This window comes from Janthinobacterium sp. GMG2, assembly GCF_033949445.1.
Lineage (GTDB): Bacteria > Pseudomonadota > Gammaproteobacteria > Burkholderiales > Burkholderiaceae_D > Janthinobacterium > Janthinobacterium aestuarii.
This window is the reverse complement of sequence record NZ_JAXAWA010000002.1, coordinates 460,268-483,866: the sequence shown is the minus strand read 5'-3', so window position 1 is coordinate 483,866 and position 23,599 is coordinate 460,268. Positions and strand designations below refer to the sequence as shown.

The 23,599-nt window shown below is 64.8% G+C and carries 23 protein-coding genes; 9 read left to right on the top strand and 14 right to left on the bottom strand.

Translation table 11 applies throughout. From position 1 onward, the window contains the following. Positions 1-90: 90 nt before the first annotated feature. Together SKZ59_RS08215 and SKZ59_RS08210 are read right to left on the bottom strand one after the other, a co-directional pair. A complete protein-coding gene (locus SKZ59_RS08215) occupies positions 91-579 on the bottom strand; it encodes a hypothetical protein (protein WP_319991358.1) in 489 nt (162 codons plus the stop codon). Next, complete coding sequence (locus SKZ59_RS08210) at positions 576-2,606, bottom strand: bifunctional 2',3'-cyclic-nucleotide 2'-phosphodiesterase/3'-nucleotidase (protein ID WP_319991357.1); 2,031 nt, start codon at positions 2,604-2,606, stop codon at positions 576-578. The genes SKZ59_RS08215 and SKZ59_RS08210 overlap by 4 nt, the downstream gene beginning before the upstream one ends. A 91-nt stretch (positions 2,607-2,697) precedes the next feature. Here SKZ59_RS08210 and SKZ59_RS08205 point away from each other — a divergent pair, with 91 nt between their 5' ends. The 4 genes from SKZ59_RS08205 to lysS all read left to right on the top strand — a co-directional run bounded on the left by SKZ59_RS08205 (position 2,698) and on the right by lysS (position 6,159). Further along, positions 2,698-2,892: a hypothetical protein gene (locus SKZ59_RS08205; protein WP_319991902.1), complete on the top strand. Its 195-nt coding sequence runs from the start codon at positions 2,698-2,700 to the stop codon at positions 2,890-2,892. Continuing rightward, positions 2,809-3,913, top strand: a protein-coding gene (gene prfB / locus SKZ59_RS08200) for a peptide chain release factor 2 (RefSeq protein ID WP_115057524.1) whose coding sequence is annotated in 2 segments (ribosomal slippage) — positions 2,809-2,889 and positions 2,891-3,913 — 1,104 coding nt in all. Because the reading frame shifts where the segments join, the coding sequence is not laid out codon by codon here. The genes SKZ59_RS08205 and prfB overlap by 84 nt, the downstream gene beginning before the upstream one ends. A gap of 2 nt (positions 3,914-3,915) precedes the next feature. Next, positions 3,916-4,611 carry an HAD family phosphatase gene (locus tag SKZ59_RS08195; protein ID WP_319991356.1) on the top strand — a complete coding sequence of 232 codons (696 nt, stop codon included), beginning with the start codon at positions 3,916-3,918 and terminating at the stop codon, positions 4,609-4,611. Between the two features lie 18 nt (positions 4,612-4,629). Next, a complete protein-coding gene (gene lysS / locus SKZ59_RS08190; RefSeq protein WP_058049906.1) occupies positions 4,630-6,159 on the top strand; it encodes a lysine--tRNA ligase in 1,530 nt (509 codons plus the stop codon). A gap of 70 nt (positions 6,160-6,229) precedes the next feature. On the opposite strand, the gene SKZ59_RS08185 is transcribed toward lysS, so the two are convergent. The 11 genes from SKZ59_RS08185 to ppnN all read right to left on the bottom strand — a co-directional run bounded on the left by SKZ59_RS08185 (position 6,230) and on the right by ppnN (position 16,762). Beyond that, positions 6,230-7,231, bottom strand: a complete 1,002-nt coding sequence (locus SKZ59_RS08185; RefSeq protein ID WP_319991355.1) for a Gfo/Idh/MocA family oxidoreductase — start codon at positions 7,229-7,231, stop codon at positions 6,230-6,232. A 12-nt stretch (positions 7,232-7,243) separates the two neighbouring features. Further along, positions 7,244-8,266 carry a porin gene (locus SKZ59_RS08180; RefSeq protein WP_319991354.1) on the bottom strand — a complete coding sequence of 341 codons (1,023 nt, stop codon included), beginning with the start codon at positions 8,264-8,266 and terminating at the stop codon, positions 7,244-7,246. After that, entirely contained in the window at positions 8,263-9,252 is a 990-nt protein-coding gene (locus SKZ59_RS08175; protein WP_319991353.1) for a D-glycerate dehydrogenase, read from the bottom strand. The genes SKZ59_RS08180 and SKZ59_RS08175 overlap by 4 nt, the downstream gene beginning before the upstream one ends. 20 nt (positions 9,253-9,272) lie before the next feature. Further along, on the bottom strand, positions 9,273-10,220 hold the full coding sequence (locus SKZ59_RS08170) for a sugar kinase (RefSeq protein ID WP_319991352.1): 948 nt from the start codon (positions 10,218-10,220) through the stop codon (positions 9,273-9,275). Next, entirely contained in the window at positions 10,217-10,963 is a 747-nt protein-coding gene (locus SKZ59_RS08165) for a sugar phosphate isomerase/epimerase (protein ID WP_319991351.1), read from the bottom strand. Before SKZ59_RS08165 ends, SKZ59_RS08170 begins: the two co-directional genes overlap by 4 nt. Continuing rightward, positions 10,960-11,694, bottom strand: coding sequence for an amino acid ABC transporter ATP-binding protein (locus SKZ59_RS08160; protein WP_319991350.1), 735 nt, complete (start codon positions 11,692-11,694; stop codon positions 10,960-10,962). The genes SKZ59_RS08165 and SKZ59_RS08160 overlap by 4 nt, the downstream gene beginning before the upstream one ends. Further along, the gene (locus SKZ59_RS08155) at positions 11,681-12,331 is read right to left on the bottom strand and encodes an amino acid ABC transporter permease (protein WP_319991349.1); all 651 of its coding nucleotides are present in this window, start codon (positions 12,329-12,331) and stop codon (positions 11,681-11,683) included. Before SKZ59_RS08155 ends, SKZ59_RS08160 begins: the two co-directional genes overlap by 14 nt. A gap of 1 nt (position 12,332) precedes the next feature. Then, positions 12,333-13,025 (bottom strand): amino acid ABC transporter permease, encoded by a 693-nt coding sequence (locus SKZ59_RS08150; RefSeq protein ID WP_034755385.1) that lies wholly within the window; start codon positions 13,023-13,025, stop codon positions 12,333-12,335. A 90-nt stretch (positions 13,026-13,115) separates the two neighbouring features. Further along, positions 13,116-13,922 (bottom strand): transporter substrate-binding domain-containing protein, encoded by an 807-nt coding sequence (locus tag SKZ59_RS08145; protein WP_034755383.1) that lies wholly within the window; start codon positions 13,920-13,922, stop codon positions 13,116-13,118. 223 nt (positions 13,923-14,145) lie between these two features. After that, on the bottom strand, positions 14,146-15,195 hold the full coding sequence (locus SKZ59_RS08140) for a LacI family DNA-binding transcriptional regulator (RefSeq protein WP_051991647.1): 1,050 nt from the start codon (positions 15,193-15,195) through the stop codon (positions 14,146-14,148). A gap of 196 nt (positions 15,196-15,391) precedes the next feature. After that, positions 15,392-16,762, bottom strand: a complete 1,371-nt coding sequence (gene ppnN / locus SKZ59_RS08135) for a nucleotide 5'-monophosphate nucleosidase PpnN (RefSeq protein WP_046683005.1) — start codon at positions 16,760-16,762, stop codon at positions 15,392-15,394. Between the two features lie 311 nt (positions 16,763-17,073). On the opposite strand from ppnN, the gene SKZ59_RS08130 reads away from it, so the two are divergent. From SKZ59_RS08130 to SKZ59_RS08120, 3 genes are all read left to right on the top strand, one after another. Then, positions 17,074-18,579, top strand: a complete 1,506-nt coding sequence (locus SKZ59_RS08130) for a peptide MFS transporter (RefSeq protein ID WP_034755379.1) — start codon at positions 17,074-17,076, stop codon at positions 18,577-18,579. 130 nt (positions 18,580-18,709) lie between these two features. Then, complete coding sequence (locus SKZ59_RS08125; RefSeq protein ID WP_319991348.1) at positions 18,710-19,387, top strand: UPF0149 family protein; 678 nt, start codon at positions 18,710-18,712, stop codon at positions 19,385-19,387. Between the two features lie 12 nt (positions 19,388-19,399). After that, entirely contained in the window at positions 19,400-21,100 is a 1,701-nt protein-coding gene (locus SKZ59_RS08120; protein ID WP_319991347.1) for a hypothetical protein, read from the top strand. A 23-nt stretch (positions 21,101-21,123) separates the two neighbouring features. Here the strand turns inward: SKZ59_RS08120 and SKZ59_RS08115 are convergent, their stop codons facing one another. Beyond that, entirely contained in the window at positions 21,124-21,351 is a 228-nt protein-coding gene (locus SKZ59_RS08115) for a hypothetical protein (protein WP_046683010.1), read from the bottom strand. Positions 21,352-21,497: 146 nt separating this feature from the next. On the opposite strand from SKZ59_RS08115, the gene SKZ59_RS08110 reads away from it, so the two are divergent. Both SKZ59_RS08110 and SKZ59_RS08105 read left to right on the top strand, forming a co-directional pair. Beyond that, positions 21,498-22,679, top strand: coding sequence for a prenyltransferase/squalene oxidase repeat-containing protein (locus SKZ59_RS08110; RefSeq protein ID WP_219329924.1), 1,182 nt, complete (start codon positions 21,498-21,500; stop codon positions 22,677-22,679). After that, complete coding sequence (locus SKZ59_RS08105) at positions 22,672-23,598, top strand: AAC(3) family N-acetyltransferase (RefSeq protein ID WP_219329925.1); 927 nt, start codon at positions 22,672-22,674, stop codon at positions 23,596-23,598. The genes SKZ59_RS08110 and SKZ59_RS08105 overlap by 8 nt, the downstream gene beginning before the upstream one ends. Position 23,599 lies beyond the last annotated feature (1 nt).

The window sequence follows — 23,599 nt, the reverse complement described above, 5'->3', positions numbered from 1 at the left end:
TAAAAAAACCACATGACATAGTGCCACATAATTTTATAAAAAAGCCAATAAGTACCGTCAAATGACAAACACGGATAGCCAGCGGTGCTCTCAGGGCTCGCCAGCCCGATGCCCCATCGCATGCGTCGCCATCTTCAGATACAGGAACGACTGCTCCTCGTTGTGCGCATAACCCATCTGCCCCTCGGCCAGGGCCACGGATTTCTGCTGCAGCGCTTCCGGGTAGTCGAGGCCGCAGGCGGCGTCGAGCCAGTAACGCGCCCTGGCTTCATCGCTATCGAGCAGCATGTTCGCCACGATGAACATGGCTGGCGCCACGCCGCGTTGCGCGGCCAGTTCCAGCCAGCGCAGCGCGGCGGCGCCGTCCTGCGGGCCGCCCATGCCGTTCTTGTGCATCAGGCCCAGGTAGTATGCGGCCGGGCCGCTGCCCTGCCCCGCGGCCTGCTCGAACAGGGCGCGTGCCTGCGGCTGGGTCGATTCTCCCGCGCGCATCAAGACCTTGGCCCGGGCCGTGACATCGGGCGCGGCCACAACGGGCGACGCCAACGCGGCGGCCAGCAGCAAGTTTGCCAGCATCATTTCGACAGGTCGAGCTGGTACAGCGCAAAGCCCTTGCCAGCGCCGTCGTCAGCCTTCAGCTGAGTGACGTTGTCGATGCCGGCCGCTTTCGCCAGGTCGATCACGTTCGGCGCCGAGCGGAAGACCACGGGGCCTTTCGTGGCGGCCTTGGCGAAGCGCCAGCTGCGCGCCGAGCCGTTTTTCGCGCGTGTCAGGTTTTTCTGCTGCGTGACGTAAGCGATCAGGAGCTCACGGTTGTTGTCGGGCGAGGCCACCACCGTCTTGCTGCCATCGAGGCCGGGGAAGTTGCCGCCGCCGCTGGCGCGGTAGTTATTCGTCGCGATCAAAAATTCCTGGCTGGCGTCCACCGGTTTGCCCTTGTAGCTGAGGCCCTTGATGCGCTGGCCGGGCTTTTGCGTGACGTCGATCTGGTAGCGCACGTCGGCGCTCGTGATCGCGTCGAAGTTGTAGCTCGGATGGGCCGTATTGACCAGTTCCTGCGCGTCCAGCTTGTTCGGGTCGATGGTATTGAAACGCTGCGCCGACTGTTCCAGCCAGGCTTTCAGGTCCGCGCCATTCATCTTCACGCCGTACAGCGCGTTCGGATACAAATACAGATCGGCCGCATTATTGAGCGCCACATTGCCCGCCTTGACGTCCGTGTAGTCGGACACGCCGGCCGAGCCGCTCTTGAACGGCGACGACATCGACAGCACGGGCAAGTGCGCAAACTGCGGTAAGTTCGCCTTCACATACGCGGCCAGATAGCCCGCTTGCGCCTGATTCACCACTTCGATGGCGCTCACGTCGCCCACGTCGGCAAAATACGTCGACATGCGGAAATCCGTCGCGCCCACGGGCGTCTGCACGTAGGCAATCGTCGCCGCGTGTTCCTCGGCCACCAGCTTGGCGATGGCGGGATCGGGGGCCACATAACTCTTGTCCTCGTTCTGGATGCCGCGCGCTTCCACCGTGGTGGCGCTCTTGTCGACGACCCACTGCTTGCCGTCGTGACGCAGCGCGAGACCGATCACGCCCAGGTGCTTGCCCCACAAATTGGCCATTACGGTGGGCACGCCATTGACCATGCCCTTGACCTTGTCGACGCCGGGCAAATTAAACTGCGGCACCGTGCTGGCCGCGTTCGGGAACAGCTGGTGCGAATGGCCGATCAGCATGGCGTCCACGCCCGGCACTTGCGACAGGTAGTAATTACCGTTTTCCATGGTCGGCGAATACGGGCTGTCATCGAGGCCGCCGTGCGAGATCGCCACCACCAGTTCGGCGCCCTTGGCGCGCATCTCGGGGATGAATTTTTCCGCCGTCTCGCGCACGCCCTGCGTATAGACGCGACCTTCGAGCCAGCGCTTGTCCCAGGCCATGATGGTGGGCGGCGCAAAGCTGATGATGCCGACCTTCACGGTGCTGGTGATGGCCTTGCCATCGGGGCCGGTGGCCGTGATCTGCTTGTCGATGATGTGGTATGGCGCAAACAGGGGTTTACCCGTCTTGACGCTGTAGACGTTGGCCAGCACTTGCGGGAACGCGGGGCCGGCGCAGCGCGGTTTGCTGGCGTCGACGCTGTCGACGTCGAAGCGGTTGCCCGTCACCTGGCTCAGGAACGCCAGGCCGTAGTTGAATTCGTGGTTGCCGATGCCGCCGCCGTCCACTTTCAGCAAGTTCATCGCCTTGTAGATGGCCAGGGTCTGGTCGCAGGCCAGCGGTTTTACCAATGCCTGATAGTCGGCCAGCGCCGTGCCCTGGATGGTGTCGCCGTTGTCGAGCAAAAGGTTGTTCGGGAACTGCGCGCGCGCTTGGGCGATCAGGGCCGCCGTGCGTTCCAGGCCGATCGACGGCTCCGCCTGCAGCTTGTAGTAATCATAACTAAGAACATTCGCGTGCAAGTCCGTCGTCTCGAGCAGGGCCAGGGTGGCGCTGCTGCCGGCCGGCGCGGCCGATGGCTGGACCGGACCGGTGGCGGCGGGCGGCAAGGCGCCGCAGCCGGCCAGCAGCAACGGTAACAGGGCAAGACGGGGAGATTGAAGCATGATGTATTCCTGTGGAAAGACAATATCGCCAGCATCATACGCAGCACGGCAGCCCCTATCAAGGCAAAAATATTGTCGCAAATACAGCGAAATGACGATTTTATTGCCGTATGCGGCATCGATTCGGCGCCCCCGGCATCAGAAACGCGCCGCGCTCGCGTATAATTCAGGGTTTGATTTCACCATAGAAGACCAGAACATTATGGAAGCCGAACGCATCAATATCATCTCCGCCCTGCTCAACGACCTGACGGTCCGCGAAGCCGAACTTCGGAGGTATCTTTGACTTCACTGTCAAGTCGGAGAAACTAGAGCAAGTCAACGAAGAACTGGAAGATCCTACCGTCTGGAACGATCCCAAGCGCGCCCAGGACCTCGGTAAAGAGAAGAAGGCGCTGGAAGCCATCGTCTTCACCCTGGCCAAGGCCGATGCCGATCTGCGCGACACCCGCGACCTGTTCGACATGGCCCGCGAAGAAGGCGACGACGACACGCTCGAAGCGATCGAGCAGGACGTGCAGGAAATCCGCAAGGTCATCGAAAGCATGGAATTCCGCCGGATGTTCAACAATCCGATGGACCCGAACAACTGCTTCATCGACATCCAGGCCGGCGCCGGCGGTACGGAAGCCCAGGACTGGGCTTCGATGCTGCTGCGCCAGTACCTGCGCTATTGCGAACGCAAGGGCTTCAAGGTCGAAATCCTCGAACAGTCCGACGGCGAGGTAGCCGGCATCAAGACGGCCACCCTGAAGGTCGAGGGCGATCACGCCTACGGCTTCCTGCGCACGGAAACAGGCGTGCACCGCCTGGTGCGCAAGTCGCCATTCGACTCGGCCAACGGCCGCCACACCTCGTTTACGTCGCTGTTCGTGTATCCGGAAGTCGACGATTCGATCGAGATCGACGTCAACCCGGCCGACATCCGCGTCGATACCTACCGCGCGTCGGGCGCCGGCGGTCAGCACATCAACAAGACCGACTCCGCTGTCCGCATGACCCATGCGCCGACCGGCATCGTGGTGCAGTGTCAGAACGACCGTTCGCAGCACCGCAACCGCGCCGAAGCGATGGAAATGCTGAAAGCGAAGCTGTACGAGCATGAACTGCGCAAGCGCATGAGCGAACAGCAAAAGCTGGAAGACTCGAAGACGGACGTGGGCTGGGGTCACCAGATCCGCTCCTACGTGCTGGACCAGTCCCGCATCAAGGACTTGCGCACCGGTTTCGAGACGGGCAATACCAAGGGCGTGCTCGATGGCGACATCGACGACTTCATTTCCGCCTCGCTCAAGCAAGGCGTATAAGGATGAACGCACCCGCTCCAGCGCAGCGCGCCTTCCTGTTCGACATGGATGGCACGATCGTCGACAACATGGCCTTCCACACGACATCGTGGCTGGCGTTCTTTGAACGCCACGGCCATGCGCTGGATGCGGACGCCTTTTTCCGCGACACGGCAGGACGGCAAGGCCACGAAATCATCGCCAAGTACCTGGGCGAAGATGCCGACCACGTTACCCTGCTGGCTGAAAAGGAAGTCGTCTACCGCGAACTGTATGGTCCGCACCTGGCGACAGTCGCCGGTTTCGACCGGCTGATCGCCAGCGCGCGCCAGGCTGGCGTGGGGCTGGTGGTCGGCACGGCCGCGCCGGCCGAGAACATCGCGTTCACGCTCGACGGCCTGGACCTGCGCCACCGCTTCGACGCCATCGTCGGCGCCGCCGACGTGGAACGGGGCAAGCCGCACCCGGACGTTTTCCTGAAAGGCGCGCTGCTGGCCGGCGCGCTGCCGCACAACTGCATCGTCTTTGAAGACGCACCACTGGGCGTGGAAGCGGCGCGCCGTGCCGGCATGCGCGTCGTGGTACTCACCACCACCCTGCCGGCCGAGGCATTTGCCGCCTTCGACAACGTCATTGCCATCGTGCCGGATTTCTCCTCGCTCGACGTCGACGCACTGTTTGCCAGCGTGGCGCCAGCGCTGGCACCACATCATCAATAATCACCAACGAAGAACACCATGACTACGGATATCCAAGAACAAGCCGCCGCCCCCGATGAAAACAAGATCATCGCCGAGCGCCGCGTCAAGCTGGCAGCACTGCGCGAACAAGGCGTCGCCTTCCCGAACGATTTCCGCCCCGAGCACAAGGCGGCCGATCTGCACGCGCAATACGGCAGCAAGACGCGCGAAGAGCTGGAAGCCGAACCTGTCACCGTGGTACTGGCCGGCCGCATGATGCTCAAGCGCGAAGCGGGCAAGAAAGCCGCTTTCGCCACCCTGCAAGATGCTTCCGGCCCGAAGGCCGACGGCCGCATCCAGATCTACGCCACCTTGGACCTGACCGGCGAAGCGGCCATGGCCGCGCTGCACCACTATGACCTGGGCGATATCCTGGGCGTGCAAGGCACCTTGTTCAAGACCAAGACGGACGAGCTGACCATCAAGGTCACGGAACTGCGTCTGATCACCAAGTCGCTGCGCCCGCTGCCGGACAAATTCCACGGCCTGGCCGACCAGGAAACGAAGTACCGCCAGCGCTACGTCGACCTGATCATGAACGAAGAGACACGCCGCACCTTCAAGGCGCGTACCGCGGCCATCTCGTCGATCCGCCGCTTCATGGAAAAGAACGAGTTCATGGAAGTGGAAACGCCGATGCTGCACACGATCCCTGGCGGCGCGGCGGCAAAGCCGTTCATCACGCACCACAATGCGCTGGACATGCAGATGTTCCTGCGTATCGCGCCCGAGCTGTACCTGAAGCGCCTGGTCGTGGGCGGCTTCGACCGTGTGTTCGAGATCAACCGCAACTTCCGCAACGAAGGCGTGTCGATCCGTCACAACCCTGAATTCACGATGATGGAATTCTACGCGGCCTACACCGACTACAAATGGCTGATGGATTTCACGGAAGCCGTCATCCGTCAGGCCGCCATCGATGCGCACGGCACCGCCACCCTGACCTACGGCGGCCGCGAGCTGGACCTGGCAAAACCGTTCCACCGCCTGACCATCGTCGAAGCGATCAACAAGTACGCGCCGGGCTACACGCCGGAGCAGCTGAACGATGCGGACTTCATCAAGGAAGAGCTGAAGAAATTCGGCGTCAAGCCGTTCGCCACGGCCGGTCTGGGCGCGCTGCAACTGGCGCTGTTCGAAGAAACGGCTGAAGCACAGCTGTGGGAACCGACCTACATCATCGACTACCCGGTCGAAGTGTCGCCACTGGCGCGCGCGTCCGACACGGTGGCCGGCATCACCGAACGCTTCGAGCTGTTCATGGTGGGCCGCGAAATCGCCAACGGCTTCTCCGAGTTGAACGACGCGGAAGACCAGTCGGCCCGCTTCCTGGCACAAGTGGCCGCCAAGGACGCAGGCGATGAAGAGGCGATGTTCTACGACGCCGACTACATCCGCGCGCTGGAATACGGCATGCCGCCAGCCGGCGGCTGCGGCATCGGCATCGACCGCCTGATGATGATCATCACGGATTCGCCGAACATCCGCGACGTCCTTCTGTTCCCGCATTTACGCCGCGAAGAGTAATCACGGACGCAAGCCGATAAAAAGCCGCCTGATTTTGCGATCAGGCGGCTTTTTTACGTCTGCGGCCGTGTCAGCCGGCCAGGGTCACGCGCTGGTGGCTGCGGCTGGCCTGCTGCGCCGCCAATGCCGTGGCCAGCGCGCGCATGCCGTCGTCACCGGTGGCGGCCGGCTGTCCTTCGCCGCGCATGGCGCGCTGGAAGGCGCGCACCGAGCGCACGTACAGGTTTTCATGCTCGACGGGGATATCGATGCTGCCGCCGTCGCGCGTCAGGCTGATGGTGCCGACGGGGCGCTGCGTCATCACGCCGGTGGCGAAGATGGTGCCCTTGGTGCCGATGATTTCCACTCCGGACAGCGAATGCGGCGCGTTGAACGCGTCGTGCACCTGCGCCAGGGCGCCGTTGTCGAACTCGATGACGGCCATCAGGCCCTCTTCCAGCCCGGCCACCGTCATGCCGCCGCTGGTGGCGCAGGCCGTGACGTGGCGCGGTTCAGAGTCGAGCAGGAAGCGCAAGGTGTCGACATCGTGCACGAACATGTCGAGTGTGACGCCGCCCGACTCAGGCGCGTCCAGGCGCCAGCCGCGCAGGTGCTGCGGCAGATTGTTCGCGTGCAGCACGCGGCCATACAGAGGCTGGCCGATCTCGCCAGCGCGTATCAGCTCGCGCACCTTGCCGTGGCTGGCCGCGTTGCGCAAGTGGTGGTTAATCCCCAGCACCACGCCCGCTTCGGCGCAGCCGTCCACCATGCGGCGGGCGTCTTCCAGGTTCAGCGCCAGCGGCTTTTCGCACAGCACGTGCTTGCCCGCGCGCGCCGCCTGCAAGGTCTGCGCCATGTGCAGCTCGTTGGTGGTGCTGATGTACACGGCGTCCGCGCCCGGATGCGCGAGCGCCGCATCGAGGTCCGTATAGCTGGCGGCGATGCCGAATTGCTCGGCAAAGGCGACGCCGCGCGCGGCATCGCGGCTGACCACGGCCAGCACTTCGGCGTCGCCCTGCTGGCGGATCGCGTCGACCATCCATTCGCGCGCCACGGTGCTGGCGCCGACCAGTATCCATCCGGTTTTCTTCATTCGATTCTCCCGTTAAAAAGTGTGGCGCAGGCCGAGGTTCCAGGCCTGGTTGCCGGTACCGTTGTCGGTGGCGTTGCCCACCACATAGGCGGCGCCGTTGCGGTTGTCGATATGCGCGTAGGCCGCGTACAGGGTACTGCGCTTCGACAGCGCATAGGTGTAGCCGATGCCGATCTGGGTAGCGTCGCCGTTGGCGGCGCGCCTGTCGTCGCGCCGCACGTACGAGAACAGGACTCTGTGCGGCCCGACAGGCACGGTGGCGCCCAGCATCAGGTCCGTGCTGTCGACCGTGGTGGCGGCGCCCGCCGTGCTCTTGCTGACGGCAACGGCACCATGCGCCTTGACCACGCCGAAGTCCCAGGTGGCGCCCAGCACCGTGTTCCTCGCCCTGCCCGCCACCAGCGCGTTCGACAGCGTATTCGCGTCCTGGTGCGCCATGCGCACATACAGCGGCCCGCTGGCATAGGTGGCCGCCGCGCCCGCGTAGCGTTTGGCCGAGGCGTCGCCCGGCACTTCGCCGAAGCCGTACGCCAGTTCGCCGGAGAGTCCCCCGCGCACGGGCGAGCTGTAGGTGATGCTGTTATCGACCCGGCTGATGTAGCCGGCCGTGAAGACATTGCTTATCCTGCCCGCGAAACCAAGGTAAAACGGGTCCAGCGCTCCCAGGCTGCTGTCGATGAACGTGTACTGGCGGCCCAGCCGCAGCGTACCCGCCGCGCCGCTCAAGCCGACGAAAGCCTGGCGTCCGAACAGCAGGCCGCCCTGGGCAGATGCGCCCGTGTCGGCCAGGATGCCCGCATCAAACGTAAATATCGCCGTCATGCCGCCGGCCAGGTCTTCGCTGCCCTTGAAACCGAGCCGCGAACCGTTGGCGATGCCGCTCGTCAGCTTGAGCACCCTGCCACCGGGGCCGCCGTTCTCGGACACCACGCCCAGGTCCGCGATGCCGTACATGGTCACGTTCGACTGCGCGCTACACAGGCCGCCGCAAGCGCCCGCGCCGATGATGATTGCCCTTGCTACCTTGTTCTTCATTTTTTCCCTGTCTGTGGATACTGTTCTTGGCCAACCAGGTGGCGCGGACGCTCGCCGCGCAAGCCGGCCAGCAGGTTGTCCACGGCTTGCTGCGCCATAGCGTAGCGCGTTTCGTGCGTGGCCGAGCCGATGTGCGGCAGTGCCACCACGTTGGCCATGTGCGGCAGCGGATTGTCCGGCGCCAGCGGTTCACGCTCGAACACGTCGAGACCGGCGCCGTGGATGGCGCCCTGCCGCAGCGCCTCGATCAGCGCCGCCTCGTCGACGATGCGCCCGCGCGAACCGTTGATGAAGATGGCGCCGGGGCGCATAAGCGCGAACTCGCGCCGGCCCATCATGCGTTCCGTCTGCGCCGTCAGCGGCAGCACCACGCAGACGAAATCGGAACCGGCCAGCAAGTCGTCGAGCGCGACCTGGCGCGCGCCCAAGGCCGCTTCCACCTCGGGCACCGCCTCGCCATTCACGTACAGCACCTGCATGCCGAAGCCCAGCGCGGCGCGGCGGGCGACGGCGCGGCCGATGCGGCCCATGCCCAGCATGCCGATGGTCTTGCCGTGGACGTTGACGCCGTACTGGCTCTCGCCCACGCTGCGCGTCCATCGCCCGGCCTTGACGAATTCGGCCAGTTCGACGACGCGCCGCGCGCTGGCGAGGATCAGCGCGAAGATCGTGTCGGCCGTCGTTTCCGTCAGCACGTCCGGCGTATTGGCCAGCAAGATGCCCCGTTCGCGCAGGTAATCGACGTCGAACTGGTCGACGCCCACGGAAATGGTGGAAATGATGCGCAGGTCGACGGCCGGGTCCAGCAGTTCGCGGTCCAGGCGCACGCTGGCGCCCAGCAAGCCGTGCGCGCCGCGGATGGCGGCGGCGAATGCGGCGCGGTTGCCCGCGTCGATCGCTTCGAAGTACGCCACTTCGCATTCGGCGCGGAGGCGCGCCAGCAGCGGCTCGGCCAGCTTTTTATAGACAACCACATGTTTTTTCACGAGTGTTTCCCCTGTTCGGTTCAAGATGGGACCAGCGCGTCGAGCTGGGCGCGGGTCGGCAAGCCTTCCATGTCGCCGGCCACCTGGATGGCGAAGGCGCCGACCCGGTTGCCGCGCCCTACCGCCTGCGCCAGCGGCAAGCCTTCCAGCAAGGCGCTGACCAGGCCGGCCGCGAAGCCGTCGCCGGCGCCCACCGTGTCGACCACCTTGGCCACGCGCTCGCCCGCCACCATGCCGCTGTCGCCATCGGCCGTGCGGTAATAGGCGCCCTCGGCGCCCAGCTTGATGACCACCAGGCGCGCGCCCTGCTGCAGATAAAAGCCGGCGACGTCGTGCGGCAGGTCGTGGCCGGTGAGGATTTTCCCCTCCCCCAGGCCGGGCAGCACCCAGTCCGCCTTGGCGGCCAGGCGGTTGATCTGCTCGACCATGACGGCCTGCGACGGCCACAGCGAGGGCCGCAGGTTAGGATCGAACGACACGGTGCGGCCGTTGGCACGCATGAAATCGAGCGCCTGGCCGGCGAACGCCAGGCTGGTCCCGGACAGCGCCGCGGCCACGCCCGTGGCGTGCAAATGGCGCGCGGACAGGAAATAGGCGGGGTCGAAGTGCTCGGGCGCCAGCCGGCTGGCGGCGGAACCCTTGCGGAAGTATTCGACCAGCGGGTCGGCGCCGTTCTCGGCCTTTTCCTTGAGCAGGAAGCCGCTGGACTGGCCGGCGACGGCGACGACCCGGCTGCAATCGACGCCCTCGGCCTGCACGCTGGCGCGGATGAAGCGGCCGAACGAGTCGTCGCCCACGCGGCTCAGCCAGCCGACTTTCAAGCCCAGGCGCGCCAGGCCGATGGCGACATTCGTCTCGGCGCCGGCCAGGCGGCGCGTAAAGTGCGCCACGGCGGCCAGGTCGCCCGTTTGCTCGGCAACGAACATCGCCATCGCCTCGCCATAGGTAACAACGTCAAGCTTCATCATGCAGCCTCCAGTATCTGAATATAGCGACCCGTTTCGGCCACCAGGTCGGCGCCTTCGAGCGGGAATTCGATGGCCCGCTGCACGCCCGGCGCAAAGTGCGCAAAGACGGCGCGCCAGGCGGGATCGGCGTCGGAGACGGCGCAGGCGGACAGCCGGCCCCCGTCATCGAGAACCGCCTTGCAATGCACATAGCGCACGTACGGCGCCAGCAGGCGCGCCGCCTGCTGCGCGTCCTCGCCCACCCAGCGCCAGTTGCCGATGTCGAAGGTCAGCCCCACGGGCAGCCCGATGTCGCGCGCCGCCGCCAGGAAGCGCGCCATCGTCGCCAGTTTGCCGCCGTGGGCCGTCTGGTCGTTTTCCACCAGCAGCGCCACGGGTGCGGCCTCCAGCTGCGCCTTCAAGGCCGGCAAGTCCGGCACGGCCGGGTAATGGCCCAGCGACACCTTCAAGTAACGCGCGCCCAGGCGCGCCGCCTCGTCCAGCATCTGCCGCAGCAGTTCTTGCTGCAGCTGCCCGTCCGCATCCCACAATTCGATGGGGGTGGAATACACGCAATACAGGCCGCGCGCGGCCACCGCCGCGCCCATGCGCGCCAGGTCCGGCAAGTCGGAGGTGAACAATTCGCGGCGGATCTCGATGCCTGCACCGCCCGCATCGGCCACCACGTCGATGAAATGGCTTTGCCCCAGCTGCCTTACCCTGCTTGCGCCGTAGGCCGACGCCGCCACCAGGACGGGGCTCACTTGATCGCTCCCGCGCCGACGAACTGGCGCGCTTCGGGCGTTTGCGGGTTGCTGAAAAAGGCTTCCGACGGCCCGCTTTCCCACACCAATCCCTGGTGCATGAAGACGGTGACGTCGGCCATGCGCCGCGCGAACTCCATCTCGTGCGTCACCAGGAGCATCGTCATGCCCGCCTGCGCCAGCTCTTCCATCACCTTCAGTACTTCCTGCGTCAGTTCCGGGTCGAGCGCCGACGTCACTTCGTCGAACAGCATCACTTGCGGCTCCATCGCCAGCGACCGGGCGATCGCCACGCGCTGCTGCTGACCGCCCGACAGCTGCTCGGGATAGGCTTCGCGCTTGTGGTCCAGGCCCACCTGCTTGAGCACGCGCAGCGCCGTGACGCGGCCCTGGGCGTCGGGTACTTTCTTGACGACGCGCGGCGCCAGCATGACGTTTTCTTCCACGGTCAGATGCGGGAACAGGTTGTAGCTCTGGAAGACCATGCCGACATCCTTGCGCAAGTCGAGCAAATGTTCCTGGCGCGCCGTCAGCGTGTGGCCGGCCACGACGATGCTGCCGCTGTCGATGGTTTCCAGGCCGTTGATACAGCGCAGCATGGTGCTCTTGCCGGAGCCGCTGCGGCCGATCACGGCGATCACCTGGCCACGCTCGACGGCGAACGACACGCCCTTGAGCACGTGATTGGCGCCGAAGCTCTTGCTGATATTGTCGATTTCAACGATGGGCATGGAATTTCCTTTCCAGTGAATGGCTGTAGCGCGACAGCGGATAGCACATCGCGAAGTAGATCAGGGCGACGATGGGGAAAACGATGAACGGCAGGAAGGTCGCATTGCTGACCAGCTGCCCTGCCCGCGTCAGTTCCACCACGCCGATGATCGAAGTAATCGAAGTGTTCTTGATGATCTGCACCATGAAGCCCACGGTCGGCGGCAGCGAATGGCGCAGCGCCTGCGGCAGGATGACGTAGCGCAGCTGCTGGTAGCGGTTCAGCGCCAGCGCGGCCGATGCTTCCCACTGCTGCCGCTGCACGCCTTCGATGCAGCCGCGCCAGATCTCGCCCAGGTAGGCGCTGGCGAAGATCGTCATCGCCGCGCCGGCCGCGATGACCGGCGACAGCTTGTAGCCGAACAGGGCCAGGCCGTAATAGGTGAGGAACAGCACGATCAGCACGGGCGTGCCCTGGACCAGCTGGATGTACAGGGCGCTGATGCAGCGCAGGAAGGGGCTGCGCGCCGTGCGCAGCAGCGCCACCGCGAAGCCGGCGATGCCGCCCGTGATGAAGACGATCAGCGACAGGCCGATGGTCCAGCGCGTGGCCTCGAGCAGGAATTGCAGGTTATCCCAGGAAAAATCACTGATCATGTCATGCTCCCATGCGCACCGCGCCCAGACGGCGGCGGCGTTTGAAGACGATCTGGCCCAGCACCCAGAAGCTGAAGCGGAACAGCAGGGCCAGCACGATGTACAGCACCATCACAACGATGTAGATCTCAAAGCTGCGGAAGGTTTCCGAGTCGAGCAGGTGCGCGGCGGCAGTCAGCTCTTCGGCGGAAATGGCCGACACGACGCTCGATGCCAGCATCATCAGGGTGAACTGGCTGGCCAGCGCCGGATACACTTTTTCCAGCGCCGGCAGCAGCACCACGTGGCGCATCACCTGCCAGCGCGTCATGCCCAGCGCCTGCGCTGCTTCCAGCTGCGACGGATGCACGGCGCCGATGCCGGCGCGCACGATTTCCGCCGCATAGGCGCCCAGGTTGACCGTCATGGCGACGAGCGCGGCGCCGTTCGCATCGAGCTGCAAGCCCAGCGACGGCAAGCCGAAGTAGATGATGAACAGCTGCACCAGGAACGGCGTGCTGCGGATGATCTCGACATAGGCGCGCACCACCGCGCGGGCATAGGCGGGACCGTTCTTCAGGATGACGGCGGCGCACACGCCCACCGCCAGCCCCAGCACCATGGACAGGGCGCTCAGGCGTACCGTCAGCGCCGCGCCCCACAACAGGCGGTCCAGCGACTGCAAGACGAGTTCGAAATGAAATTCATACGGCATACTCAACTCCTTTCTACGTGCGCGTCCCCGGCCGCGCCACCATGGCGGCGCGCCGTGCGGACGAGCACTATCGCTGTGCGGGTGGCGGTATCAGAAGGTCGGCAGCGCCGGCAGCGGCGCACCGCTCCACTTGCGCGCGATGGCGTCGAGTTCGCCGTTCAGCTTGACGTAGTAGATGAAGTTGTTGAGCCACTGGTGCAGCTCGAAGTCGCCGCGGCGCACGGCCATCGAGTTCGGTTGCAGCGAGTAGGAGAAGCGCACCTCGATCTTGCCCGCGCCGCGCGTCTTGATGATGTCGAGCGCCATCGTGCTGGGAATCGAGACAGCGTCGACCTGCTTGCTGAGCAAGGCCTGGGTGACGGTGGCGTCATCCTCGAAACGCACGATGCTGGTGCCGGCCGGCGCCATGCGGCTCAGCGCCGTGTCATTCGTGGTGCCGCGCGTCACGCCCACCTTCTTGCCCTTCAAGTCGGCCAGGGCCTTGAATTTTCCGCCGACCGGGGCGACGATGGCCAGCTCGAACGCGCTGTAGGGCATGGTGAACATCAGGGTCTTGGCCCGTTCCGGCGTGGGCGCCAGGGTCGCCACGAGGAAGTCGACCTTGCCCGATTCCAGCGACGGCACGCGCGACGGCGCCGTCAGCGGGACGATTTCCACGGGCAGGTTCAGGTATTTGCCGATCAGGTTGGCGACGTCGACGTCATAGCCGACGGGCACGCCCTTGGCGTCGATGCTGCCAAACGGCGGCGTGCCGCTGACCACGCCGATGGTCAGCTTGCCTTTCTTGATCAGGTCGCCAAGCGTCTGGGCGCCGGCGTCGGCCGCCGCACCCAAGGCGCATGTTGCTGCCAGCGCGCAGGCCACGAATTTCGCGTAAAACAGTGTCGTCATCTTCATGCTTCAGTCTCCTGTGATCCCGGTACCGGCCTCGTCGAGGCGCTTCCGGGAATATTGTCAAATGGACGATTCAGATCGTCTCTTGCCGTGTCATTACAACTTCATGCCAACTTCGTGCAACCATTGTCCTGCCTGTCTATCCATGCCCCTTTCCTGGCTGAATACAATCTATGAAACCGGTTCCATAACCTTCCCAAAAAAAAGGGCAAGGCCCTCTTCCCCGTCAGTCGCCGCCCCGGGTGGAGTTGCGCACAATCAGCTTGCCCGGCAACAGCACCTCACGCGGCGGGCACTGCTCGCCCTGCAGGCGCGACAGCATGCACGTCATCGCCGAAAACCCGATCTCGTATGTCTGCTGCTCGATCGTGCTCAGGCCCGCCAGCGGCGACCATGGCAATTCGTCAAAGCCCAGCAAGCCCACGTCCTGCGGCATGCGCAATGCGAGGCGCTGCAGCATCAGCGCCAGTTCCAGCGCCACCATGCCGTTCGAGGCCAGCAGCGCCACCCGGCGGCCGCGCCATTGCGCCAGGCATAGACGCACCTGCGCGTCGATGGAGGGCCGGTCGTCCAGGTCCACCGCCAGCACTTCGCCCACGCAGCCCGGATGCTCGGCCATCACGGACTGGAAACCGTCGGCGCGCATCAGGCGCGAACTGACGCCAGTCAAGGGCGGCGCAACGAAGGCGATGGCGTCGAAACCCTGCTCGATCAGGTGCGCCGTGGCCAGCCGGCCCGCCTGCACATTGTCCAGGCCCACCAGGTCGAAATCGGCGCCCTCGATGCGGCGGTCGACCAGCACGATGGGCATGCCCGCCTGCTGCAAGTCGGACGACTCGATATTGCGTCCCTGCGTGTTGACGATCAGCCCTTCCACGCTGTACGAGCGCAGCGCGGCAAGCGACTGGCGTTCGCGCTGTTCGTCATTGCCGGTATTACATAAAATCAAGGTATAGCCATGCTGCTGGCAAGCCGCTTCCACGCCTTGCAGCACGGCCACCGTGTAGGGATTGAGCATGTCCGCCACGACCATGCCGATCAAACGCGTGCGTCCCCGCTTGAGGCCGCGCGCCATCTGGTTCGGCTGATAGCCGAGGCGCGCGATGGTGCTGGTGATCTGCTGGCGGATGTTCTCGGACAGGGCATCGAGTTCGCCGCCGAGAAAGCGCGACACGCTCGTCTTCGACACGCCCGCCTCGCGCGCCACCTGGGCGATGGTCACGGGCCGCGCCGGTTCGCCGGAAACTGTTTTTTTATTGCCGCTTACTGAATCCAAGCTTGTTCTCCACTACCTGTTGACCTGCATATTTTTATTTTGGAACCGGTTCCAAAGATAGCACCCACGAATCGATGACGCAAGCGATTTGATTGCCTGTGGCGGCGAAGGAACAAGATGGGGCATCAATGGAAAAGCGCCGCCCGCCCCCCCCGGCAAACGCAGGGAGCGGGCGGCGCGGTGGTTTCAAGACTGTTTACTGGACCACGGTGTAGCACGGCACGTAAGCGGTGCCCGCCAGTTTCATGCGGTGCTGCGCCACGAACGACGCGAGCAGCGCATCCATGGGGCCGGCGATCGATTTGTCGCCGTGGATCTCGAAGTTGCCGTACTTTTCGATCGAGCGGATGCCGTCATCCTTGACGTTGCCCGCCACCACGCCCGAAAACGCGCGGCGCAGCTGGGCTGCAAGCAAGTGCGTGGGCTGGTTCTTGTGCAGGCTCAGGTTGCGCATGTTTTCATGCGTGGGCTGGAACGGTTTCTGGAACTCGTGGTCTATCTTCAACAGCCAATTGAAGTAATACGCGTCGCTGTGCGCCTTGCGGAATTCGCGCACCTGGCGGATGCCTTCGAGCATTTCGCGCGCCACCAGTTCCGGGTCGTCGATGATGATCTTGTAGCGCTGCTGCGCTTCCGGGCCCAGGGTGTCGTGGATGAACTGGTTGATTTGCACGAAGTATTCGCGCGACGTTTCCGGGCCCGTGAAGATCAACGGGAAAGGAATCTCGGCATTGTCCGGGTGCAGCAGGATGCCGAGGATATACAGAATCTCTTCGGCCGTGCCCGCGCCGCCGGGGAACACCACGATGCCGTGGCCGGCGCGCACGAACGCTTCCAGGCGCTTTTCGATGTCCGGCATGATGACGAGGTCATTGACGATGGGGTTCGGCGACTCGGCCGCGATGATGCCCGGCTCGGTGATGCCCAGGTAGCGGCCATTGTGCAGGCGCTGCTTGGCGTGGCCGATGGTGGCGCCCTTCATGGGGCCCTTCATGGCGCCGGGACCGCAGCCGGTGCAGATGTCGAGGCCGCGCAAGCCCAGCTGGTAGCCCACTTCCTTCGAATAGTTGTATTCGGCGCGGTTGATCGAGTGGCCGCCCCAGCACACGACCAGGTTCGGGTTGAGCTGGGTTTGCAGCACGTTGGCGTTGCGCAGGATATGGAAGACGGCGTCCGTCACGCCTTCCGTGCTCTGCAAGTCGAATTTAGGGTTGCCCGTCACTTCATCGCTGACGAAGATAATGTCGCGCAACACGGCAAACAGGTGCTCGTGGATGCCCTTGATCATCTTGCCGTCGACAAAGGCGATGGCCGGCGCGCCCTTGATGTCGAGCTTGATACCGCGCTCGCGCTGGATGATCGAGATTTCAAACGACTGGTAGCGCTCCAGCAGGGCGCGGCCATCGTCGATGGTGCTGCCGCAATTCAAGACCGCCAGCGCGCAACGGCGGAAGGTGTTGTACAGGCCGCCCTGGCTGGTGTCGAGCAGTTTGTTGACTTCAGTCTTGGAGAGCACGTCCAGGCGGCCTTCCGGTGAAACCAGAGTATCGATAACGTCGTGTTCCATAATGCGAAAAATCCCTTTAAAAATCGATGCTCGAAGGTCTTGCAGCCTTAATATACGACAAGTCAGGCAAGTTGTGCTGTGCCGCCGCAAAATCGCCGGGCCCGCCCTTGCCTGCAAACCGGTTTGACTAATATGAAACAGTCATTCTTGCTAATGCGAATCGAAACCTTCGCTCAGCGCAATTTGTAGATTAGAATGCCAGCCTATTGGAATTCCCGTGCGTGAGGTTCTTCATGAGAGTCCCCGCCGCCCGCAGACTTCCATAAGTTTGTTGTATCGATTGACTATAATAATTTTTCAGGAGGAACCGCATGAGCGGTGCGACTACGCCCAACAAGGAAGCCGTTATTCCCGAGTTCAAGCAGATTATGGGCCATCCAAGCCCATTGTGGATGTTGTTCATGACTGAATTCTGGGAACGCTTCGCGTTCTACGGAGTTCGCTGGGCGCTGGTCCTGTACATCGTGGCTCAGTTCCACGCTGGCGACGGTTCGGGACAGGCAGCGGCCAACCTTACCTACGGTTCCTTCCTCGCGCTGGTGTACGCCGGCGCCCTGTTCGGCGGCTACATCGCCGACCGTGTCATCGGTTACCAGCGCTCGATCCTGCTGGGCGCCGTCTTCATGGCTGCCGGCCTGTTCTGCATCTCGGTACCGAACCAGGACATCTTCAACCTGGGCCTGGCCACCATGATCGTCGGCAACGGCATGTTCAAGCCGAACATCTCGACCATGGTCGGCAAGCTGTACACGACAGCCGATCCGCGCCGCGACAGCGGCTTCACGATCTTCTACATGGGTATCAACATGGGCGCCATGGTCGCGCCCGTCTTCACCCAGTGGCTGGCCGAGTCGATCTTCGGCACCAGCGCCATGCCGTCGTACAAGATGGTCTTCATGGCGTCCGGTTTCGGCATGCTGATCAGCCTGGTATGGTTCGCCATCGGCCGCCGCGCCCTGAAAGGCATCGGCGCTCCGGAAGCCGGTTCCGGCAACCCGATGCGCGTCGTCTGGGTGGCCGTCGGTTCCCTGTGCGTGATCCCGCTGATGTACTTCCTGCTGACCGTCGGCGCTGAAAAGCTGCAAATCGTCCTGACCGTGCTGTTCGTCGGCCTGGCCGTGATGCTGATGATCGAAGGCATACGCAACGGTAAAGTTGCGCGTGACCGCGTCATCGCCATGCTGCTGATCTTTGTCTTCAACATCCTGTTCTGGATGTTCTTCGAACAGGCAGGCAGCTCGTTTACCTTCCTGGCCGACAAGATCGTCAACCGCGACCTGGGCTTCTGGATCTTCCCGACCGCCTACTTCCAGACCGTCAATTCGGTCGCCATCATCGTCTTCGCGCCGATCATCGCCGCCATCTGGGTTTTCCTGGCGCGCCACAACGTCAATCCTTCGATTCCGCGCAAATTCGGCCTGGGCTTGCTGGGCAATGCGCTGGCCTTCGGCCTGCTGATCTTCGCTCTGTCGAGCCTGGTTGGCGCCGATAACAAGATCCCGTTCTGGACCCTGACCACCGTGTACGTGCTGCAATCGATCGGCGAGCTGTGCCTGTCGCCTATCGGCCTGTCGATGGTCACCAAGCTGGCGCCAGTGCGCCTGGTCGGCCTGGGCATGGGCGGCTGGTTCCTGTCGACCGGTATCGGCAACAACCTGTCGGGCATCTTCGCCAGCCACGTCAGCGGCACCAGCGGCATGTCGGTGCAGTCGGCCCTGTCCGGCTACACCTTCGGCTTCTGGTCCCTGCTGGGCGCCGGTGTCGTGCTGTTCCTGATCGCACCGCTGATCAACAAACTGATGCACGGCGTGAAGTAAGCTTCTGCCTTAGCTGACAACGGCGGCCTGCGGGCCGCCGTTTTTCATTCCAGCGCCAGTTTTTTCCCGGCCGGGCGGTACAATACGGCCAGGGCCGCCGGCCACTCCACCCACATCACCAAAGAATATTATGTCCAGCATCTCCACCACCACGCCCCTCTCCGACGACGAATACGCCGAACTCGACACCCTGCTGGCCGCGCCAGCGCTGGACAACCGCGCCATGGATGTATCGATGCTGGAAGGTTTTCTCACGGCCGTCGCCCTGAGCCCGAAACAGATCGCGCCGGAACAGTGGCTGCCGTGGGTGTGGGACAAGGCGGCCGGCAGCGTCTTGCCGGCACAGGACGAGGCCAGCGAACGGGCGGCCAGCCTGGCGCAGCGCCACCACGCCTACATGGTCGAATGGCTGGCGAAGGACCCGGACAGCTTCGAGCCCATCTACGTCTGCGGCCCCGAATGGAGCGTACCCGCCTGGTGCGCCGGTTTTGTGCTCGGCACGAGCCTGGACAAGCCCCAGTGGGCGGCCCTGGCCGTCAGCCATCCGCAATACCTGGCGCCGTTCCAGCACCTGGCCACGGCCAGCGAACTCGATGACGATGCAGCCGAAACAGCCATGGACGGCGTGATTCCCGCCGTCATCGCCATCAACGCCGCTTGGGCGCGCCAGCGCCACCTGAAACAAAGCCAGCCTGGCGCTACCGTGCTGCGCGAACTGCCGAAGACGGGCCGCAACGACCCGTGCCACTGCGGCAGCGGCAAGAAGTACAAGAAATGCTGCGCCGACGCCGATAGCGCGGCGACCTAAGGCGATTCCTCCTTGCGCCAGCTGCTGACGGCCACCCTGCGCTTCCTGCTGCGCCACGCGCTGCAGTTCGCGCTGTTCATCGTCATCCTGCTGGCCGGACGCCTGCTGCTGGCCGAATGGCGCGCCTACAGTGCCGGCAGCGAAGCCGTGGCCGCACGGAGGTTGGCCGCCGATGGCGCCGATAGCCACAGCGCCGGCCTGGCCGCTGCCGCCACGGCCCGTGTCAACGCCTTGCAAAAAGCCTCGCAAGCGGCCATCGCCACCCGCCTGAAGGAAGTGCAGGCGCAACTGACCACCTTGCGCGCGCGGCAGCAACCGTCGCTGTTTACGCTTCCCCTGCCCGACACGACCACCCTGGCCCTGCACGCGCAGGAGGAAGCCACGCGCCGCGTGGAGATCGAAGTGCTGGCGCAGGAAGCCCGCTATCTGACGGCCCTGCAAGCGGCGATCAGTGGCGAAGATGCGCGGCAGACGCTGGCGCGCCTGCACGCGGAACATGTGCGCGCGTATGCCACGCTGCAAGCCAATCTGCGCCAGCGCCGGCAACTGGAAGCGCAGCACCCGCTGGCGGCCCGCCTGCCCGGCAGCGACGCCTATGCGCAGCTGTCGCAGCTCGAAGCGCAAGGCCAGCACCTGCGCGAGATCAACCTGCAAGCCTACCAGGCCTGGGCAGCGCAGCACGCGCGCAGCAGCGCCACGAACGCTGCCCGCCCCGCCCCATTCGCCATCGACACGCAAGCCTTGACCGGCGCGCTGGCGCCCGTGCAAAAAGCCATCACGGCCGGCGAAGCGCAGCTGGCGCGCAACTGGATAGCCCGCTGGCGCGCGCCCGTCATGGACGTGGCGCCCACGGCCGCCCTGCTGGTGCTGTCGGCCATCTTGCTGCCGGCGGCGATCAAGGCCTTCTTTTACTTCGTGCTGGCGCCCGTTGCTGCCCGTTTGCCGCCGCTGTCGATCGCGCGCACATTGCAGCTCAACGCCGCCAGCCTGCCCCTGCCGCCACATGGCGAATCGCGCATTTCCGCCGTCTCGCAAGCATTGCTGCTGCAGCCTGGCCAGCGGATGCTGATCCATCCCGAATACCTGCAATCGTCGCCCGTCAGCAGCACCAAGCGCACGCAATGGCTGCTGGACTGGCGCTTCCCGTTCACCAGCCTGGCCGCCGGCATGGTGGCGCTGACCCGGCTGGAAAGCAGCGAGCCGGCATCCGTGACGATATCCGCCAGCGACGATCCGCTGCTGGAAGTGGCCATCGTCCACCTGCCGGCCGGCAGCACCCTCGTGTTCCAGCCGCGGGGACTGGTCGGATTGATTGCCGATGCGGGTCAGCCTTTGGCGATCAGCAGCCACTGGCGCCTGGGCAGCCTGCACGCCTGGCTCACCCTGCAGCTGCGCTTCATCGTCTTTCGCGGCCCCGTCACCCTGATCGTGCGCGGCTGCCGTGGCGTGCGCCTGGAGCGGGCCGGCCAGGGACGCTCGATCAGCCAGTCCGCCACCCTGGGTTTCAGCACCGACGTGCTGTACTCGACCCTGCGCAGCGAAACCTTCATCCCCTACCTGCGCGGCCAGCAGGCGCTGCTCAACGACCGCTTCGACGGCGGCAACGGCGTCTACCTGTACGAGGAAACCCCGCGCCATGGCAAGCAGCCGGGCAAGGTGGGCAGCTGGTTCGAGGGTTTCACGGACGCGATCTTGAAAGTGTTCGGCATCTAGCCTGAGAAACAATGCGCTGCCGGTTATGCCGCAATCGAATGCGACACCGTCAGCCACTCGCCCGGCTGCAGATTTTCCGCCGCCTCGCGCGTGGCCAGCACGCTGTCGGGGTCCAGGTCGGAGCGTTTCAGCTTGTAGGAATAGGCGAAATCATCGGCATCGAATGCCTGCCCCGCCTTGACGTAATACTTGAAGCCGACAAAGGAATCGGGATTGGTGACGACCGAGTACTCAAGCGTGACATTGTTCATGGCGGGCCTCGTCAACGGTGGTGAGGCGTCCATTATGCGTCAATTCCGGCGGCGGCGATGCGGCGGCTGATCCTTGCGGCAAGTCAATAGCCGTGCCGGCTGCCGGCGCTACAGTAGCCGGAGCCCACCACTACGCCATCACTGCCATGCGCACCTTGCTCACGAAAATCCGGAACACACTGGCGCCGCAGGCAAGCCTGCCGGCGGCCGCGCGCATGGAGCGGCTGTCGGACCGGCGCGGCCTGCCAGCCCTTGACCCCGGGCCGCAAGCCGTCGTCAAGGCTTGCACGGCCTGGCTGTGCGCGGCGCAGGACCATTCCAGCTCAAAGGACGGCGGCGTCGCGCGCGACTACAGCCTGCTGACAGGCTGGTCGAGTTCCTACCCGGAGACCACCGGCTACATCATCCCCACGGTCATCGCCCTGGCGCAGCGCACGGGCGACGAGGGGTTGCATTGGCGGGCGCGCCGCATGCTCGATTGGTGCGTGGCCATCCAGTTCCCCGAAGGCGGCTTCCAGGGGGGCAAGATCGACTCCACCCCGCGCGTGCCCGTCACCTTCAACACGGGGCAGATTTTGCTGGGCCTGGCCGCCGGCGTGGCAGCGTACGGCGAAGCCTACCAGGACGCCATGCACCGCGCGGCAAGGTGGCTGCGCGACAGCCAGGATGGCGACGGCTGCTGGCGCAGGCATCCGACGCCCTTCGCCAGCGCCGGCGACAAGGCCTACGAAACGCACGTGGCGTGGGGCCTGTTTGAAGCGGACCGCGTCGCACCGGGCCACGGTTATGGCGCGGCCGGCCTGCGCCAGGTCGACTGGGCGCTGACCAAGCAGCGCCCCAACGGCTGGTTCGCCTCGAACTGCCTGGACAACCCGCTGCTGCCGCTGACCCATACCATCGGCTACGCCTTGCGCGGCCTGCTCGAAGCGCACCGCTTTTCGGCGCGCGCCAGCCTGCTGGACGCCGCCGCGCGCACCGGCACGAGCGTCGCCAAGGCCGTGAGGGACGACGGCTACCTGGCGGGCCGCCTCGGTCCGGACTTCCAGCCGGGGGCCGGCTACGCCTGCCTCACGGGTTCCGCACAAAACGCCCATTGTCTGTTCCTGCTGTACCAGCTCACGGGCGAGCGGCGCTACCTCGACGCGGGGCGCCGCCTGAACCGCTTCGTGCGGCGCTCCATCAGCATCGACGGTCCCGCGCACGTGCGCGGCGGCGTCAAGGGCTCGTTTCCCGTCGATGGCGACTACGGCACCTGGGCCTACCTGAACTGGGCCGCCAAGTTCTGCATCGATGCCAACCTGCTGGAAATGGAAATCGGAGATGCTTGAACAGACCAAACGCGCCGCCAGGGCCGCGCTGGAAACGTGGCACCGCGCCGCCCGCGCGAGGCATGTGCGCCAAAATGCGCCCCACGTGACGCGCGCCGGATTGGCCGCAGATCTGGCGCGGCTGGGCATCGCGCAAGGAGATACGCTGTTCATCCATTCATCGCTGAAAAGCCTCGGCTACGTGGAAGGCGGCGCGCTGGCCGTGATAAACGCCCTGCAGGACGCCGTCGGGCCACAAGGCACCCTGCTGCTGCCCACCTACTATCTGCCGGGCGGCACGGTGCGCGCCACCTGCGCCATGCCCGACTACGTATTCGACCCGCGCCGCCATGGCACGCACATGGGGCGCCTGCCTGAAGCCTTCCTCGCCAGTACCGGCGTCCGGCGCAGCATCCACCCTACTCACTCCGTGTCCGCGTGGGGCCGCCATGCCGTTCACCTTACCGAGGCGCACCACCACGCGCCCTCGATCTTCGGCATGGACTCGCCGTGGCAGCGTTTCATCGGCTGCGATCAGGCGAAGGTGCTGGGTCTCGGCATTTCCATGGGACCGGTGACGTTCTATCACGCGCTGGAAGACGCCATGGGCGACGCCTTTCCCGTGCGCGTATGGGAAGACGATACCAAGCTGCTGCCTTGTCTGGACCATGACGGCCGGCGCTGGGACGTGCCCGTGCGCCCTTTCGACCAGGCAGTCGCCCAGCGCCGCATCGACCATCCCGGCCGCGCCGACCTGCGCGACTACTTTCACCGGGAATTCGACGCGGCCGGCCTGCGCGTCAACGGGCAAGTGGGCGACGCGGCGTCGTGGCTGATACCGGCGCAGGCGTTTTATGCGCACCTGGGCCGGCTCGCGTCCGACGACGTGACGATCTACGCCACAGCGGCGCAGCTGGCGGCACGGCCGGTGAGGCAGTGAC

What these genes read in the sequence shown, in the direction of transcription:
- SKZ59_RS08210 (WP_319991357.1), bottom strand. Translation starts at nt 2,606, where the DNA reads ATGCTTCAATCTCCCCGTCTTGCCCTGTTACCGTTGCTGCTGGCCGGC.
- SKZ59_RS08130 (WP_034755379.1), top strand. Translation starts at nt 17,074, where the DNA reads ATGAGCGGTGCGACTACGCCCAACAAGGAAGCCGTTATTCCCGAGTTC.
- SKZ59_RS08125 (WP_319991348.1), top strand. Translation starts at nt 18,710, where the DNA reads ATGTCCAGCATCTCCACCACCACGCCCCTCTCCGACGACGAATACGCC.
- SKZ59_RS08170 (WP_319991352.1), bottom strand. Translation starts at nt 10,220, where the DNA reads ATGATGAAGCTTGACGTTGTTACCTATGGCGAGGCGATGGCGATGTTC.
- SKZ59_RS08160 (WP_319991350.1), bottom strand. Translation starts at nt 11,694, where the DNA reads ATGCCCATCGTTGAAATCGACAATATCAGCAAGAGCTTCGGCGCCAAT.
- SKZ59_RS08145 (WP_034755383.1), bottom strand. Translation starts at nt 13,922, where the DNA reads ATGAAGATGACGACACTGTTTTACGCGAAATTCGTGGCCTGCGCGCTG.
- SKZ59_RS08185 (WP_319991355.1), bottom strand. Translation starts at nt 7,231, where the DNA reads ATGAAGAAAACCGGATGGATACTGGTCGGCGCCAGCACCGTGGCGCGC.
- SKZ59_RS08150 (WP_034755385.1), bottom strand. Translation starts at nt 13,025, where the DNA reads ATGCCGTATGAATTTCATTTCGAACTCGTCTTGCAGTCGCTGGACCGC.
- SKZ59_RS08205 (WP_319991902.1), top strand. Translation starts at nt 2,698, where the DNA reads ATGACGATTTTATTGCCGTATGCGGCATCGATTCGGCGCCCCCGGCAT.
- lysS (WP_058049906.1), top strand. Translation starts at nt 4,630, where the DNA reads ATGACTACGGATATCCAAGAACAAGCCGCCGCCCCCGATGAAAACAAG.
- SKZ59_RS08115 (WP_046683010.1), bottom strand. Translation starts at nt 21,351, where the DNA reads ATGAACAATGTCACGCTTGAGTACTCGGTCGTCACCAATCCCGATTCC.
- SKZ59_RS08215 (WP_319991358.1), bottom strand. Translation starts at nt 579, where the DNA reads ATGATGCTGGCAAACTTGCTGCTGGCCGCCGCGTTGGCGTCGCCCGTT.
- SKZ59_RS08180 (WP_319991354.1), bottom strand. Translation starts at nt 8,266, where the DNA reads ATGAAGAACAAGGTAGCAAGGGCAATCATCATCGGCGCGGGCGCTTGC.
- ppnN (WP_046683005.1), bottom strand. Translation starts at nt 16,762, where the DNA reads ATGGAACACGACGTTATCGATACTCTGGTTTCACCGGAAGGCCGCCTG.
- SKZ59_RS08195 (WP_319991356.1), top strand. Translation starts at nt 3,916, where the DNA reads ATGAACGCACCCGCTCCAGCGCAGCGCGCCTTCCTGTTCGACATGGAT.
- SKZ59_RS08110 (WP_219329924.1), top strand. Translation starts at nt 21,498, where the DNA reads ATGCGCACCTTGCTCACGAAAATCCGGAACACACTGGCGCCGCAGGCA.
- SKZ59_RS08155 (WP_319991349.1), bottom strand. Translation starts at nt 12,331, where the DNA reads ATGATCAGTGATTTTTCCTGGGATAACCTGCAATTCCTGCTCGAGGCC.
- SKZ59_RS08105 (WP_219329925.1), top strand. Translation starts at nt 22,672, where the DNA reads ATGCTTGAACAGACCAAACGCGCCGCCAGGGCCGCGCTGGAAACGTGG.